The following is a 16,052-nucleotide window of genomic DNA, read 5'->3' as shown; positions in this document are numbered from 1 at the left end:
CTAATGTTTAAGTGATTTGAATCTTAATCTTCTCGTTTGGTTGTCAAACCCAAAAGTCCAACAAGACCTGCCAAGGCTAGACCAAAGATACCAAGGCCAGCTGTAGCCGTTTTAGCTTCCCCAGTATTTGGTAACATCGCTTTATCATCTTTTTTCATCATATTAGCCATTGGGCTAGAAGCTGGTTGATCTACTTTCATATCTGACATATGGTGATTTGTACCCATCATACCCTCAGTCGTACCTGTAGAGCCTGTTTCAGAAGGCTTCGTATTCATCTGACCTTGTTGAGATGGTATTGTCGCCATTTCTTTTCCACGAAGCTGAATCGTTACTTGACGAGTAGCAATCAGATTGGTCAAATCAGGTTTGCCATCTTTAGATCCATAGACTTTAACAGTAGCTAGATATGTATGGGTTCCGTTAGCTCGAAGTTGATCCAGCAAGGCCTGACCATCTTTGCCAACCGTATTGCCATTCAAATCCACTTCGTAGAAATATTGACCTTTAGCCAAGCCTTCAAGTGGCAATAGGGCAGGATTTTTAGCTGTTCCGTTGTCTGACCATGGAGCTTTGTCTGAAGCTTTTAACAAGAGGCGAGTCAACATACCATCTCCACCAAAAGCTTCGTACGGAATAACTTGGTTGACGCCGGCCAAGAAAGGTCCAGGAACCTTAGCCTTATCAAGGTAGCTAGCTGGAACATCAATCATGTCTTTGACATTGTTAACAACAGACTCTTTAACCTGATTTGGTGTGGTCAAACCATTCAAATTAACAGTCAAATCTTTAGTCGCTACCAGATTAGTCAAGTCAGGCTTGCCGTCTTTCGCACCGTACACCTTGATAGTAGTAGCTTTATAGCTTTGAGTACCATTTTGTTTCAAGAGGTCAAGCAGCTCTTTATCTGATTTTCCTTGGGTGCCTGCCAAGTCTACTTCATAGAAGTAAAGACCTTTGCCCAATTTCTCTACTGGTGGGAGAGCAGGATTTTTAGCTGTTCCGTTGTCTGACCATGGAGCCTTATCGGATGCTTTCAAGATAAGACGAGTTAACATGCCGTCTCCAGCGAAGAATTCATATGGAATGACTTGATTGACACCAGCTGTAAATGGTCCTGGGAAGTTAGCCTTGTCCAAGTAAGTGGCTGGGACATCTACTGTATCTTTGGTATTGTCAGCCACACCTTTTTGGACTTCAGCTGGAGTGGTCAAGCCATTCAAATTAACAGTCAAATCTTTAGTTGCTACGAGGTTAGTTAAGTCAGGCTTGCCGTCTTTCGCACCGTACACCTTGATAGTAGTAGCTTTATAGCTTTGAGTACCATTTTGTTTCAAGAGATCAAGCAACTCTTTGTCAGATTTGCCTTGGGTTCCGGCCAAGTCTACTTCGTAGAAGTAAAGGCCTTTGCCCAATTTCTCTACTGGTGGGAGAGCAGGGTTTTTAGCTGAGCCGTTGTCGGACCATGGAGCCTTATCAGATGCTTTCAAGATAAGACGAGTCAGCATGCCGTCACCAGCGAAGAATTCGTATGGAATGACTTGGTTGACACCAGCTGTGAATGGACCTGGGAAGTTGGCTTTGTCAAGGTAGCTAGCTGGAACATCTACTGTGTCTTTGGTGTTGTCAGCCACACCTTTTTGCACTTCAGCTGGAGTGGTCGCTGGTTGCGCTTCACTGGCTTCACGGTCTTGTCCAGAAACCGTAGACGCAGGACTTTCCACAGGTTTAACTGCATCTTCTGTTTGTTTCTTAGAGTCAGGTTGTGCTTGCACTTCTTCTTTTGGCACTACTGCAGGCTCTTTAGCAGTTGCGTCCGCTTTTTCTGAAGAGCTTGTCGTATCCAAGCTTGCTTTAGGTGCTGAGTCTGCTTGTTCTGAAGGAAGAGCTACATCGACTGCTTTTTTGAGAACCTCTGCTGGTAAGTCGCTCTTTTCACTCACCGAAGCAGCGTCTGGCACGACTTGGGCAGGAGTCGGATTGACGACATCAGCACGTGCAGAACTTGGTTGACCAACTAGGACAAAGAAGCCACTAGCTACAACAACTGAAGCAACACCGACACTGAGACGGCGAATAGACCAACGAGTATATCTCTGATTTGGATTGAATTTCATAGGATTCTCCTTAGAGTTTTCTTTTTTTTGATGACTCTAGTATAATCTCCTAAAATTAAAAAGGATTAAGAAAAAGTTAAAATTTTTCTTAAATCCCTCTTATAAAATACTTATATTGACTCGTTAATTATTTGGAAAGAGAGTACCCTTCCTCTCCTACTCACTCAGTTCAGCCAGGGTATCCAAATGTTGGTTATTAATGACGGCCATGATGTAGGCATCTGCCTGCAAGAGGTCATTGGGTCCGAATTGGACATCCAGAGGAGCATTTTCGTAGGCACGAAAGCCAAGTACGTTGAGGTTGTATCGCCCACGCAAATCCAACTGACTGAGGCTTTTACCTGCCCATGATTGGGGGATTTTCATCTCGACAATCGATACATTCTTGTCCAGCTGAAAGACGTCTACACTGTTATGAAAGAGGATGGTCTGTGCCAATGAGCGCCCCATTTCAAACTCTGGTGAGATGACTGCGTCCGCGCCAATTTTTTCTAACACCTTTTTAGCTGTATGACTTTTGACCTTGGCAATAACGGTCGGCACCCCTAGACTCTTGCAGTGCATGACCGCGAGAACACTGGATTCTAGATTTTCACCCGTTGCGACAACTACGGTATCACAGGTGTCAATCCCCGCTGATAGAAGGAGTTCTTCATCCGTGATATCTCCAACTACCCCACGCGCCAGCACAGGTTCAAATTGATTAATGCGTTCCTCGTGGTCATCAATAGCAATGATATTCATGTCATGCTTGGCTAGAGCAGCCAAAACACTGCTCCCAAAAATTCCCAAGCCTAAAATTCCAATTGTCCGATCTGACATCGTTCTTCCTTTCTTATCCAATAGTGATATCTGCTTTCATATAGTGAATCGTATCTTTCTTGTCTGGCTGGTATTCCGCTACACTGACCAGTAGTGTCAAGGGACCAATACGGCCGATAAACATCAACAACATAACGATACTGAGGGCTATCTTGCCTAGCTCTGGTGTTAAATTTGCCGTCACCCCAACTGTCGCAAGGGCTGAAATGGTCTCAAACATGAGGTAGATAAAGCGCGGATTTCCCTCTGCTGTTATCCCTAGTAGGATCAAGCCCAGCAAGAATGTTAGCAAGAAGATAATAAAGACACTGAAAGACTTTTGTACGGTTCGGGGTTCAATGGTCCTCCGAGCCACATTAGCATGAGGCAAGCCCAATAGTTCACTGCGAGCAAAGACCAACAAGACAAAGAAGGTCGTAATCTTGAGCCCGCCTGCTGTCCCTCCAGGTGCCCCGCCCAGAAACATCTGCAAGATGTAGATCAGTAAGGTAACTGGTCTAGCCTGGGTGTAGTCAATGGAAGCAAAGCCTGCCGTTCTCATACTGACTGTCTGGAAGAAACTAACCAGCAGTTTCTCTGGAGCGCTGAGATTTCCAATCGTCCCAGGATTATTCCACTCAATTAAGAGAGTCGATACTGTTCCAAAGAGCAGAATTCCCGCCGTTAAAAAGAGAACCAGCTTGGTATGGAAACGCAGGCGGCGTTTTTTCTTCTTCCCAAACTGGGTCGCTAGGTCAAACCAGACCATAAATCCTAGACCACCAGTGATAATCAAGCCTGCAATCACTAGATTGATCAAGGGATCCGTTTGAAAGGCTACCAAACTCGTACTTCCAAAATTATCAAATCCAGCATTACAGAAAGCTGAAACAGCCAAAAAGATAGAGGTTAGAATCCCTCGCCCCCAGCCAAATTCGGGGATAAAGCGAAAACTCAAGAGAAAGGCACCAATTCCTTCCACCAAAAAAGTCGTCAGAAAGATTGAGCGGATGAAGTCCTTTAGAGACTGGGTTTCTCCATAACTGAAACTTTCTTGAATAGTCTCACGACCACGAAGGCTGAGCTTTTGCTTGCCTTGGATATAAAAGATTCCGATAAAGGTCATGAGCCCCAAACCACCAATCTGGATCAAAATCATACAGATCAACTGGCCCCAGATATTATAAGTCGAAGCCACTGGCAGAGTGAAAAGCCCTGTCACACAGACCATGGACACGGTCGTAAAGAGATGGTCAAAGTAGGTCGCTTGTGACGTTTCTGCTTGCACAAAGGGGGGACTTAAAAGGAGAGAACCCAAGAAGATTACTAGGGCAAAACTTAAAAAGATGCGACGGGCTGGCGACAAGCGTCCCAGTATCGTCTTGATTTTTTCCAAAAAAGATTTGAATAACATAACTACATTCTACCATAAAAACAGTCAGAACACTCACATGTGGTGCACAATGGCAAGACAGAGTTCGAGTGCCTTATCAAAAGCTTCTGAGCCCCAGTCACGACTGTCGTAGTTGTCCAGATCCGCTAAGGAATCTGCAGTAAAGAGCAATTCTCCCCAGACAACACCACGTAGCTGAGCCACTGCCGCAAGAGCCGAGCACTCCATTTCCACAACAGCGCAGCCTTCTTCCTTGCGATAGGCAACCTTTTCAGCCGTCTCTCGGTAAAAACCATCTGTCGTCCAGGTCATAACTTCCTCATAAGGAATGCCTCTTTGCTCCAAAACTTGCTCAATGGCAGAGACAGCCTCAATCTGCATCTCCATATAACGAGAAGGCGCTACATAATGGTAGCTGGTCCCCTCATCTCGCAGAGCGCGAACAGGGACGAGAAAGGCATTTTCCTCTATATCGGCTAGGACGCCACAGGTTCCAGTGGAAATGATTTGCTCCACACCATAGCCAATCAACCAATCCATAAACTGGGCAGCTGGGGCAGAACCCACGGGCGCCTGGGTTAGACAAATCGTCTCACCCTTGTAGTTGATGACATAGACTGGATAAGCCTTGGTGGCAGAAACGAACTCACCAACACAGTCCGCTCCTGCTTCCTGAGCGTAGCGGTCAATCTCTTCCTCCAAAAATGCATAGATGCACTTTTTTGGCAACTTTAAGTCCAATCCCTCATGTGTTGGCATAAGGACCGCCTGGGGATTGTCATCAAACTCCAAAATGGGAATCGCATGTTTCTGAATCATAGCCCACCTCCTCTAATTTTGTACTATTGTATCAAAAGCTGACGAAGTGTCAAGGAGTTGTCTTTAGCAAGCCAGAAAACTCCTCTTCCATACATTTAAGAAATCGTTGCTCTGCTGGAGAGGTCGGTTTCTGTTTTAGTAAAGTGATTGAGAACTATCACCAAAATAGCAAATTCAACAATAAAAAAGCACGAATCTGCATCAGGCAATATATACCCTTTTATATTATCTTGTGCAAGAAGCCAAACCAATAGAATCTAGCCTCCATTTTGTCTAGGCCTACTCTATTTCCACAAAGCACCCAAAATCTGTTTTTCTAATAAGTCTAGGTCCTCTTCCTTTATTTCTCCGTTGTCGCTAACGATATAAAGTTGAGCGAAGTAAGCCAACAATGGACCAACACAAATACGAACCATTTGAGGAATCGTTATCTCTGGATTTACACGTGGATCTGCTAGCAATTCCTTATGAAGCACTCGAAGTTTATCTTGAATAGCATTCCAGATAAAAATCTGTTCATTTTTTAGTTTCTTATTTGAAAAACTCTCCTGCAGAATGATTTTCATCAAAGCACGATTTTTTTTGAGATAGCTCATACGATCGTGGACGAGATAACGAACCCTCTCTTCTGTCGTTTCAAAAGCTAAGAGTTCCTCAAAAAAACTACCGAAAATGCTTGGGACTACAGGATGTAAAATAGCCGTCAGTAGATCATCCTTCGTCTTAAAATACTTAAACAAAGTTGCCTGGCTTAGTCCAGCACGCTCAGCTATGTGAAGAGTTGAGGTCCCATGGTAACTCCTAGTTGATATGAGATCCACTGCTGCCTGCATGATTTTTTTCTTTCCTTGAGGGTAATTCGCTTCTTCTAAGTAATCTTCAAACGATTCAAAAACAGTCTTATCCATCTAATCTTCACACCTTTTTAGCATTATTTATGTTGATTTCTAAACTTTACGATAACGACGCAATCCAACAATATTGAGAATTGTTAAAATGATCAAGAAAATCATTAAAACACCAAGATTTGGCAAAATATCACCAAGATTGTGTCCGTAAAGAATAATCTGGCTTATTGCATCACCAGAATAGGTTAATGGCAAAAATTTCCCCACAGTTGGAGCCCATTCTCCCATGGATGACAATGGAATAATTCCTGAGAAAAAAAGTTGGGGCATAATCACGAGAGGAATAAATTGCATCATTTGGAATTCTGATTTTGCTAGAGTAGACAAGAGAATTCCAAAAGCTAGTGCTACAAGAGCCAGTACCACATTAACTATTATAACATTTAAAATACTTCCTACAACTTCTACATCTAGTAGCCAAATTGCTGCTAAGACGACAACTGCCGTTTGAAAAATCGCAATAATACCGTAAGACAACATATAGCCATAGACGATTTCAGATCGTTTCACTGGTGTTGCTAACAAACGTTCTAGTGTTCCACTGGTGCGCTCTTTCAAAAGCGCCATACCTGAAATCAAAAAGACAAAGAAGAAAACTACAAAACCTATCAAAACCGGAATCATACTGGTAAAGAAGCTTGTATTTTCATCTCCATACTGATAAGACTCCTTGATTTCTGGTGTTTTTGCGTCCGAGTCCAATTGTGGAAGAGCTTGTTTGACACGAGATAGTAACTGATCGGTGCCTTCACTGGCGATACTTGTTCGTAACACTTGTCGTATCATAGATGTCTTGGAGGCATCTGTATTTGCGTAGTCGACCTGATACTCACCGTCTTTATAAGAAATCACAGCATCGACTTTTTCATTTGCTAGCGCTTCTTTGGCCTGATCTAAGTCTTGATAAGTCTCGATGTCCACATGATCAAGCTCATCCATTTTCGTTACCAAACCAGTTGGTAGATCTTGTGTCGCTAACTTGACATTCACGGTTGTACTAGCTGAAAACATGAGGTTCATCAACCACATGATAAAAACAGGTGCTATAAACATCAGGGCTAGAGTTCGTTTGTCACGAAGTAATTCTTTGATGACTTTTTTTGCAATCGCTATTGTTCTCATTTTACTCACCTTCTGCTTTTAAAAATACTTCTTCAATACTTGAAACTTGATAACTTTCTTTTAAGTGTTGCGGTGTATCAAAAGCAATGATTTTTCCGCCTAATAATAAGCCGACCTTATCCGTCAACTCTGCTTCATTCATAACATGGGTAGTAACTAATATCCCTACCCCATTGTCTCTAAGCGCGAATAATTCTTTCCAGATTTTCTTTCGAAGAGAAGGGTCGATTCCAACTGTCGGTTCGTCCAAAATCAAGAGTTGAGGATTTCCTAAAAGCGCGATAGCCAGTGACAAACGCCGTTTCATTCCTCCAGAATAACCAGATACCGCCTTGTTTAAGTAGTCTGTCAGATCTACTACTTGAGCTATATAAGCAATTTCCGCCTTCAGGTCTTTTTTAGAAAGCCCCTTTAGCTGACCAAAAAATTCCAGATTTTCTTGGCCTGACAAGGTCTCGTATAAAGCATCTGATTGGGCCATATAGCCAATATCTCCTAAAATATAGCGATTGGGCATAGTGTGATTTAACACTAAAGCTACGCCTCCATCAGCCTTTTCCATTCCTAACGTAGTCTTAATCATAGTTGATTTACCAGCACCAGACGGACCAATTAAGCCTATAATTTCTCCTGGCTGCAATTCAAAGCTGACATGATTCAGAACTATTTGATGGTCAAAAGATTTTACTAAATCTTGTAAATGTAGTAATGTTTTCATTTACTTCCTCCTTGGTGAGTGATTACTCACTTGCTAAATATAAACCTATTGTAGTGAGTAATCACTCACTTGTCAAGAAAAAAATCTAAATTCTTTAAAAAATAGAGCACCAGACATTATTATCTGATGCTTATAATGGATAGCTATTACTTTTAGAGCTGTTTCTAAATCTCTTCGCGATACTCCGAAATGGTCTTTCCCGTCCACTTTTTAAAGGCCTATTCTTCCTCTACTTTTCTCAGCCAATCCTACTATCGTCATTGCTATCGCAACTCTAATGACCTTGGCGATGGAAATTCATTTTACTCATTTTTATATGAAAGAGACTAAGAAATTTTCAAGACCTAATTGGGAGTTGTTTTAGCTACAATCCATCTCTCAAACACAAAAACTCTCCCTTCTCTTTCGAGAAAGGAGATTCTTTTTTATCCTTGTCCGCCAGGGGCTGGACCGCCACCTCCAGGCATAGAGTTGACAATTTCCGTTTGTTTTTCACCGTTGAGATAGATATCTCCACCTGTGTAGGTCGCTGTCCCATCAAAGTCAAAACCTGTTTGACCAGTCATTTTAATGGTTCCGCCTGTGACCGTGATATTGCCGTTTGAGTCGATTGGGTCTGTGTCTCCTTGGCCGACTTCTACTGTCAGGTTCCCACCGTTCATGGTGAAGAAGATTTCACTCTGTTGGGCGTTTTTATTAGCTGCATTGACTCCATCATCTGTCGAATAGATGCTAATGTCCCCACCGTTGATGGTGATGGACTTACCTTCAAGTCCTTCTGTCGAATTCTTGACGGTGTAGGTACCACTATCGATAACCAAATCACCTGATGCGTGGATGCCATCATCTCCTGCTGTAACGGTGATGTTGTTGTTGGATAGGTACATGGTTCCGACTGAAGTATCCTCGTCATTGTCCACCTTTACGCCATCTTCTTTGGCATCGATGGTCATAGTCGTACCAGTGATGTTGAGTTCATCATTAACATTAAAGGCATCGCCAACTGCTGTGATGTTATAGGTTCCACCCGTGATGTGGAGAGTGTCATTAGCCTTGATACCGTTGTTCTTCTTGCCATCTACATTGAGAGTTCCTTTCCCGTTGATGGTCAAATCCACCTTAGAAAAGAGAGCTGCGTCAGCTTTTTCGTCGCTGTTAGAGCTTGAGTCAGAGAGACTGTTGGTGGCTCCCTCTGCTAGAGTCAAGTAGACATGGCCAGCTGATGTCGCAGATATCGCTGCATTGGTATTGGTCATGGTCGCACCTTTTAGGACTAGGTGAACATCTGCAGACTTATCTGCCTCGATCTTGATCTGCACTCCGTCAGACTGACCTGAAATCACATAGGTCCCAGATTTTGTGATGGTCACTGTTGATTCAGAGACTGTCACCCCATCTCCAGAGACGTTTGCTGATGAGCCAGATAACTCAATCTTAGAGGCTGTGCTTTCGTCATAAGAGGTATCATTGTCCTTCTCTGTAAAATAGGATGATTGGTTTGTCTTTGTTGAAGTTATTGTTGCACTATTTGTCGTTGCATTGGTATTAGATGTAGTTGTTGACTGGGCACATGCTGCCAGCAGCACCATTGCCGTTAAACTCGTTGCGAGTAGGGTCCATTTTTTTGATTTCATACCTTTTTCCTCTCCTTCGTATGATATAGCTAGACAGTCTACAGAAGATTCCTGAAACAAAACTAAAACTTTTCTGAAAGTTTCCTTAAATTCAGTTTCAGTTAAGTTTCGCTTAATAAAACTTTTAGAAATGTCCTCTAGACTTGTTCCAAGCAAGTTTACCTTGTTTAATCTATGATTTATCTAAAGGAGAAATTGCTTATGAAACCCCTAGAAACAAGCTTTGAACGGATCGAAACCAAGTACCTGGTCTCTAAAACAGACCTACAGGATTTAATAGAAGATTTGAAAGACTACCTCGTCGAGGACGACTATCCGACTTCGACCATTTCCAATATCTACTTTGATACAGAAGATTTTCAGCTCATCCAAGAATCCTTGCAAACCGTCTACGAAGTCGATCTCAATCCTCAGGTAGACGACTTCCAACTGACAAGCTACCTGACAAGCAAGATTTCTCAGTGCGATGTTTCCTTGACCAAGAAAGCCAAAAAGAAGAAAAATCTATAAGATTAAAGCTCATAAAAAGAACAGCCCAAGCTGTTCTTTTTAGTTTTCTTTTACTGGGATTTCCTTGATAACACGCGCAGGATTCCCACCTAGAACGACATTGTCTCCAAAAGACTTGGTGATCACGGCTCCTGCTCCAGCGACGACGTTATTGCCCAGTGTCACTCCAGGAAGGACAATGACGCCACCTCCAGCCCAGAAATTGTCTCCGATGGTGATGGGCTTGCCGTATTCGACCCCTGAATTGCGTTCATCCGGATCCAGTGGATGGAGTGGGGTTAAAAACTGACAGTTGGGGCCAAGCATGGCGTTGTTCCCAATGCGAATCGGACAAACATCCAGCATTGTCAAGTTCCAATTAGAATAAAAATTTTCCCCTAGATGGATATTGACTCCATAATCGACCACCAAGCGTGGATTGACATAGAGATTTTGCCCAGTTGAGCCAAACCAAGTCTTGATAATCTCCGCTCCCTTCAAGGGATCTTCTTCCTTGTTAAAGGCAGCCTGTTTTTGGCGAGAAGCCTGCGCCAAGGTCCGTAATTCAGGATCCGACGGACGGTAAGGCTCCCCTGCTATCATTTTCTGGTATTCGCTAGCCATCTTATCACCTCACACTTACTTTGGACCCATCATATCAAAAAGCCTTTGAAAGGTCAAGAATAGCCTACTTTCTAGACTCTCGAAACCATTCCCCTCCCAAGTTAAAACAACTTGCTTGACAAAAGCTTGACTTCATGGTTTAATATACCCCATAAGGGTATGCTAGGAGGTGCCAATGTTTCACTTATTATTTACAAAAATTGACAGTATTTCTACCAGCGAGTTAGAAGCTAAACTCAGAGAACCGATTCAACTACTGGATGTTCGGACGCCTATGGAATTCCGTAGAGGTCATATTAAAAATGCCAAGAATGTCCCTCTAACTGAAATTGGTTCCTACACACCAGCGACAAAAGAAACACTTTATGTCATTTGTCATTCTGGTGTGCGAAGCAAACTAGCTGCGAAAAAGCTTAAGAAAAAAGGCTATGATGTCATCAATGTCCGAGGCGGTATGAGCGCTTGGACAGGTAAGGTCATCTAGAAGCATAAAATGGGCTAGGCAGCCTTGAACCTTATCGAAGGCCTGAGCGATAATATCCAATGTTGTCAGCTCAAAGACGATCTGACTAAGGGCCAAAATCCCTAGATGTACGGATAAGTAGCGAATTTCAGGGGGGCGACCCAAGATCGATATCATCCATATCCCCTAAATGAACTAGGGGAGAGCTTGGATGAACCAGACAAGAACCAAACCTACATCCTTAGCTGCCACAGCGTTTTGCGCAACTATATCACAGAGCGTAGCCTCCAGTGGTAGGAATTTCCGTCCAAAACCTTGACGACGCTTATTCACTATATAAAATGACTAATCCAGAAGGAGTCGAGTATGGAAACTAATATCAGCATGGCTGATTTTTATGAAAAATACCTAAATGAAAATCTAAACCTTATCGATGTACGTGAGGGACATGAATTCCAAGCAGGACATGCACCAGGTGCCAAAAATCTTCCGTTAAGTACCTTGGAGCAAGGTTACAAAGAACTCAAACCTGACCAGGAATACCATGTCATCTGTCAAGGTGGAGTCCGTTCTGCATCTGCTTGTGAATTTCTAAGCGCCCAAGGCCTCACCGTTATCAATGTAGAAGGTGGTATGAATGCTTGGCCCGGTCAAGTAGAATAAGCAAAAAACCGATTAAGAAACTTAATCGATTTTTTCATTTCTGCAACCCAATGATATAGGGCTCGTAGCCCGTCGCTTCTAAAAAAGAAGCAACTTTATGGTATCTAAAAAGAGGTCTTCTCGTTGGTATTGGGGGAACTCATCCGTTTGGCTGACATGATTTTTTTGTCGGAATAAACTTAAATACCTTTGTCTGCATTGTTTATCAATAGCAAATTAGTTTACTTCCGTTTAATCAGGTATCGGATGGCCTTTTCTAGGCGTTCCTTTTGAGCCTCGGGGTCGTCTAATGGTTGGTTGATACAGCCTGTGAGATTTTCAGTAATGATCATCTCAATCACGCGCTCAACGCTAGATTTCACTGCTGTCAACTGCGTAACAATATCTGCGCAGTCACGATCTTCTTCAATCATCTTTTGAATCCCACGCAACTGACCCTCTGAACGTTTCAGGCGTGTTATATACTTTGAGTTTGTCATTAATTTATCCTTGGTCACTTTTTCTTCATTATATCTCGAATAAGGGGCTTTGTCAAAATTCACTTCCTGTCTGTATTTGTAGGAGGCAACCTCTCCTCTGTATCAGATAGAAAAGATTGATAAGCATGGAAATGGAAAAGAAACTCTGTCCTCCTTGAAGCTCGATGGGAAGTCACGTTTCCTTTCAACCAACTGACCTTTATGCGTATATCTTGGACAAATTGGACAAAAAGGCTAGGATCACTATCCCATAGACTATAACTAGAGCCAGCCCAAATCCGATACCAAACCACTTGTAAAACTTGTCCATTCCGCTGTAACGTTCGACATAGGCCCTGGTCGGCTTGTCTGGATCATACCAGACTGTCAGCTCCGAATGAAGGGGGAAATGGGTCTGCATCAAGCGTTTGAAAGAAACAAAGGAGTTGCTGTAGCGAGTGATCGAAGGTGCCAGCATATCTTCTCTTGTATAGTCCTTTAAAAATTTAGTAGTCCCCCACGGAATTGTGACCGTTTTGAACATAAAATACTGCAAGGTTTTCTTATAAGCAATCCCATCCACCGTGTATTCGACGATAGGTGGATACCCCTCACGAAAACGGCTATAGCCGATAACCGTTCCAGGAACGGATGACTTGGCAAGGCGGAACAACTTCTGATCTCGAAGATAGAGATAGAGAAAGGTCCCACACACAAATACAAAAGATAGGAAGATGACGATTGTCCCAACTATCAAACCAATCACTTCTTTATTCATATGAACTCCTCCTGTTATTTTATACAGTAAAATCTCAAAACGAACTCATCCAGAAAGGACATTGATGTCCTCGAGTCTACTCTTCGGATTTTTCTTTTGACTGTTTTTCTCTCAAATCTTTCACCGATTTTGATATGATATCTCTCACCTGTTCGTCAGTAAGTCCTGGAATCTGGTAATAAGGATTATTGGATTCGCTTTTTGACGGTTTTGTTCCTGAACTTTCGGTTTTAGAACTTTGTTCAGTCGAAGACGAGGATTTCGACTCTGAGGAACTGGATTCTTTGGTCTTAGAGGAACTGGACGACTCAGACTCTGAAGACTTGGACGTTTCAGGCGCTTTAGAATCAAGCTTAGGCGGCTTGTTTACTTGGTCGTTCGGCTGTTTTACAGGTTTATAGAATAGCCCAAAAGACAACAGTAAGGCTATCAAGATCCCAATACCAGCCAAGGTTCTTTTATTGGCTTCAGCCGAGGGAACCTTTACTCCCTTTGTACTGAGTATTTTCCATTCTGGATGCTCTTTTTCTATGGCTTTTTTCTGTCTCCTAAGAGGACCAAGTAGAAAATGATTAAAAGGCACAATCGTTACCATGGCCACCGTTACAAGCGGGACATAATTGGAATGACTTGATACCAGTAGAACATCGAGGATAGCGAGAAGAATGAAGAGGAAACGCCCCACAAACTTACGAACTTGATGCTCTTTTTTGATCTGCAAATATCTCTCTTGTGACATTAGCATTCCCTCTTTTCTATTTCTTCCCTAAATATCACTTTCCCTTGTTCATACTTTCGCACAGCTAAGAACCAGCGGATAGGATTGTTTTGGAATAAGAAAAGGTACAACAAGGCAGGAAAGAGACCTATCAATAATGAAAATAAAATTTGTGCGTCAAATTTCTCCTGATTTATAAATGAATTTATAATATTTAGTATGGTAGCGATTCCTATAAATGCTATAAATAGAATTACTAACTGTATTATTAGAAAAACTATCATTTTCCCAAATGTTGCTTTTTTCTTACTGAAATTTTCCCAAAGCAGATTTGAATAAACGGCTTTCTCAAACTGTTGAGAACTTGCCCCTTGAACCTGTTTCACCTCTTTATACAAGGCCTCTTCCATCATCCATATAAAGCCAAAGCAGACAAAGAATTGGGCAACGATATAAGGCGGAACCATCCAGCTGCTATATTGAAAACCTGAAAATGCAGGTATAGCTACTAATCCTCCGATAATACCCAAAAAAACAAAAGCAAACATCAAAGGAATGATAGCATTATTGGTCTTCCTAGCCCCTTCCGTATTTAACAAAACACTCTTATCGGCTACGAGAGCCTCTTTTGTTCGCGTGTTATAGTAAACGGCCTTATCACCGCTCTGTCCAATAAAAATTATTTTTCTCATATTTAATCACCACGGTTTCCATCAATCACTATAATCAGAAACTTCAATTTTGTCATAGGTTTTTGATAAAACATCATCAACCACTGTTCCTACCCATACACCAAATAAGGTCTCAATAGCATAAGTATGAAACCTATTGTTTCTCCTCTTCTTCTGCAAATATCACTTTCCCCTGTTCATACTTTCGCACAGCTAAGAGCCAGCGGATAGGGTTGTTTTGGAATAGAGCAATTACGACCACTGCTGGAAGTACCCCTGCCACTGGTGAAAATAATAATGAAAGATCAAACCACTCATGGTTATAATAAGGAATAAGCATTCCTGATATTCCAAATAAACTTACAATTCCTAAACAAAACAGAAGAACCAAGATAACAAACGAGAAAAAGAAAATTTTACCTAATGTTGCTTTCTTATCGGAAAATCCTTCCCAAAATAAATTTCCATTCACTGCAGCTTTAAATTGTTCTTCGTTTGCCAAAACTGTGGAACGAACATTTTTATACAATGCTTTTTCCAACATATAAATACTTCCAACAAAAACTAAAAATATGGCTAGTAAAATGATTGGAATCATCCTCTCGTTTAATCTAAATGGAGAAGTAAAGGAAAAAATAGCAAGTCCAACACCTCCACCAAATAACGCAAAAAGTAATATCAAAGGAATAATAGCCTTATTGGTCTTCCTAGCTCCTTCTGTATTTAATAAGGCGCTCTTATCGGCTACCAGAGCCTCTTTTGTTCTTGTGTTATAGTAGACAGCTTCATCACCGCTCTGTCCAATAAAGATTATTTTTCTCATCTTACATTTCTCCCTCTTTCCCTCGGCTACCGTCCTGTAATGTCTCCATCAGCTCCTTGAACAGTCGTTTGCGCGTTTTCATCCGAAAATCATAAACTATATATGTAAGAATACCAATCCCTAACATGTACATAATTAAAAATTGAAAATCAGAAACAGCCAGATAACGATAGGCTGAAAAAATCGTTATTAAAACAAAAATGTAGCCAACTACTGTCAACGCCCTAGATTTTCTCCTAAGGGTTTTGATGTTGGCTTTTGTCAGCCGAACTTTTCTAAATCTATCTGTCTTCATGTTGCGTCGAGTAGATTTAGCAAGGAGAATGGTCCCGAAAATCAAAAACAGAGACATCAGGATAAAGAAGATTAGATTAAGAGGTGATGAGACATCTCCAAAGGTTTGGTTGAGCAACTTCGACAGCCGTTGCAAGGAAAAGACTGCAATAGGAGCTGCAATGGCTGAATAATTCATGCCTTGTTTTACTTCATAGAATACTTGATTCTTCAGATCATAATAGATAAAAGAGTCCTCCAGAGGGCCCATACTGATTAAATTTTTTACACTTGTGTCCATCTATTTCCCGTCTCCTAAACTCAATACGGATACTCAAACAGAATCCTACTTTCTCTTAAAAGCATCGTGACAACGATTGCCAGCAGTCTAGCCGATTTTCGGCATTTGCCGTCTAGAGAAAGAAAAGTTTATTAGTATTATAGCATGAACCCCCAGAAAAGGTAAAATATCCCCGGCAGATACCTTTGCTAGATCCAAGAAAGGGTTCGTCATTTCATAAAAAAGCGAACAAGTCCGCATTCTAAAAACAGAATGCGAGCTTATCCGCCTTTTTCTATG

General features: G+C 41.9%; 17 protein-coding genes and 1 pseudogene. 3 read left to right on the top strand and 15 right to left on the bottom strand.

All coding sequences use genetic code 11. The features are described 5' to 3' along the window. Positions 1–23: 23 nt before the first annotated feature. The 8 genes from V470_10470 to V470_10465 form a co-directional block, all read right to left on the bottom strand. Positions 24–2,117 (bottom strand): cell surface protein, encoded by a 2,094-nt coding sequence (locus V470_10470; GenBank protein ID AJZ74434.1) that lies wholly within the window; start codon positions 2,115–2,117, stop codon positions 24–26. Positions 2,118–2,273: 156 nt separating this feature from the next. Further along, positions 2,274–2,939 (bottom strand): potassium transporter Trk, encoded by a 666-nt coding sequence (locus tag V470_00435; protein AHZ46922.1) that lies wholly within the window; start codon positions 2,937–2,939, stop codon positions 2,274–2,276. A gap of 13 nt (positions 2,940–2,952) precedes the next feature. Beyond that, positions 2,953–4,332 carry a potassium transporter Trk gene (locus tag V470_00430; protein ID AHZ46921.1) on the bottom strand — a complete coding sequence of 460 codons (1,380 nt, stop codon included), beginning with the start codon at positions 4,330–4,332 and terminating at the stop codon, positions 2,953–2,955. A gap of 33 nt (positions 4,333–4,365) precedes the next feature. Further along, positions 4,366–5,130 (bottom strand): phosphorylase, encoded by a 765-nt coding sequence (locus tag V470_00425; protein ID AHZ46920.1) that lies wholly within the window; start codon positions 5,128–5,130, stop codon positions 4,366–4,368. 284 nt (positions 5,131–5,414) lie between these two features. Beyond that, positions 5,415–6,038, bottom strand: coding sequence for a transcriptional regulator (locus V470_00420; protein AHZ46919.1), 624 nt, complete (start codon positions 6,036–6,038; stop codon positions 5,415–5,417). Positions 6,039–6,077: 39 nt separating this feature from the next. Beyond that, positions 6,078–7,160 (bottom strand): antibiotic ABC transporter permease, encoded by a 1,083-nt coding sequence (locus V470_00415; GenBank protein AHZ46918.1) that lies wholly within the window; start codon positions 7,158–7,160, stop codon positions 6,078–6,080. Position 7,161: 1 nt separating this feature from the next. Next, positions 7,162–7,878: a glycosyl transferase family 2 gene (locus V470_00410; GenBank protein ID AHZ46917.1), complete on the bottom strand. Its 717-nt coding sequence runs from the start codon at positions 7,876–7,878 to the stop codon at positions 7,162–7,164. Between the two features lie 425 nt (positions 7,879–8,303). Then, positions 8,304–9,512, bottom strand: coding sequence for a lipoprotein (locus V470_10465; GenBank protein AJZ74509.1), 1,209 nt, complete (start codon positions 9,510–9,512; stop codon positions 8,304–8,306). A gap of 174 nt (positions 9,513–9,686) precedes the next feature. On the opposite strand from V470_10465, the pseudogene V470_00395 reads away from it, so the two are divergent. Beyond that, positions 9,687–10,019, top strand: a pseudogene (locus V470_00395) (transporter). Positions 10,020–10,061: 42 nt separating this feature from the next. Here the strand turns inward: V470_00395 and V470_00390 are convergent. After that, positions 10,062–10,625 (bottom strand): acetyltransferase, encoded by a 564-nt coding sequence (locus V470_00390; GenBank protein AHZ46913.1) that lies wholly within the window; start codon positions 10,623–10,625, stop codon positions 10,062–10,064. Between the two features lie 175 nt (positions 10,626–10,800). On the opposite strand from V470_00390, the gene V470_00385 reads away from it, so the two are divergent. Continuing rightward, positions 10,801–11,109, top strand: coding sequence for a sulfurtransferase (locus V470_00385; GenBank protein ID AHZ46912.1), 309 nt, complete (start codon positions 10,801–10,803; stop codon positions 11,107–11,109). Between the two features lie 345 nt (positions 11,110–11,454). Then, entirely contained in the window at positions 11,455–11,751 is a 297-nt protein-coding gene (locus tag V470_00380) for a rhodanese (protein ID AHZ46911.1), read from the top strand. Positions 11,752–11,972: 221 nt separating this feature from the next. Here V470_00380 and V470_00375 read toward each other — a convergent pair whose 3' ends face one another. The 6 genes from V470_00375 to V470_00350 all read right to left on the bottom strand — a co-directional run bounded on the left by V470_00375 (position 11,973) and on the right by V470_00350 (position 15,773). After that, positions 11,973–12,230 carry a hypothetical protein gene (locus tag V470_00375; protein ID AHZ46910.1) on the bottom strand — a complete coding sequence of 86 codons (258 nt, stop codon included), beginning with the start codon at positions 12,228–12,230 and terminating at the stop codon, positions 11,973–11,975. Positions 12,231–12,429: 199 nt separating this feature from the next. After that, a complete protein-coding gene (locus V470_00370; GenBank protein AHZ46909.1) occupies positions 12,430–12,987 on the bottom strand; it encodes a hypothetical protein in 558 nt (185 codons plus the stop codon). Positions 12,988–13,063: 76 nt separating this feature from the next. Continuing rightward, on the bottom strand, positions 13,064–13,726 hold the full coding sequence (locus V470_00365) for a hypothetical protein (protein ID AHZ46908.1): 663 nt from the start codon (positions 13,724–13,726) through the stop codon (positions 13,064–13,066). Then, a complete protein-coding gene (locus tag V470_00360) occupies positions 13,726–14,397 on the bottom strand; it encodes a hypothetical protein (GenBank protein ID AHZ46907.1) in 672 nt (223 codons plus the stop codon). The genes V470_00365 and V470_00360 overlap by 1 nt, the downstream gene beginning before the upstream one ends. Before the next feature lie 133 nt (positions 14,398–14,530). Continuing rightward, a complete protein-coding gene (locus tag V470_00355) occupies positions 14,531–15,199 on the bottom strand; it encodes a hypothetical protein (GenBank protein AHZ46906.1) in 669 nt (222 codons plus the stop codon). Between the two features lies 1 nt (position 15,200). After that, a complete protein-coding gene (locus V470_00350) occupies positions 15,201–15,773 on the bottom strand; it encodes a hypothetical protein (protein AHZ46905.1) in 573 nt (190 codons plus the stop codon). Positions 15,774–16,052: the final 279 nt, after the last annotated feature.

Source organism: Streptococcus sp. VT 162 (genome assembly GCA_000688775.2).
Classification (GTDB): Bacteria; Bacillota; Bacilli; order Lactobacillales; family Streptococcaceae; genus Streptococcus.
The sequence above is the reverse complement of the archived record's forward strand: the minus strand, read 5'-3'. Positions and strand labels throughout refer to the sequence as shown.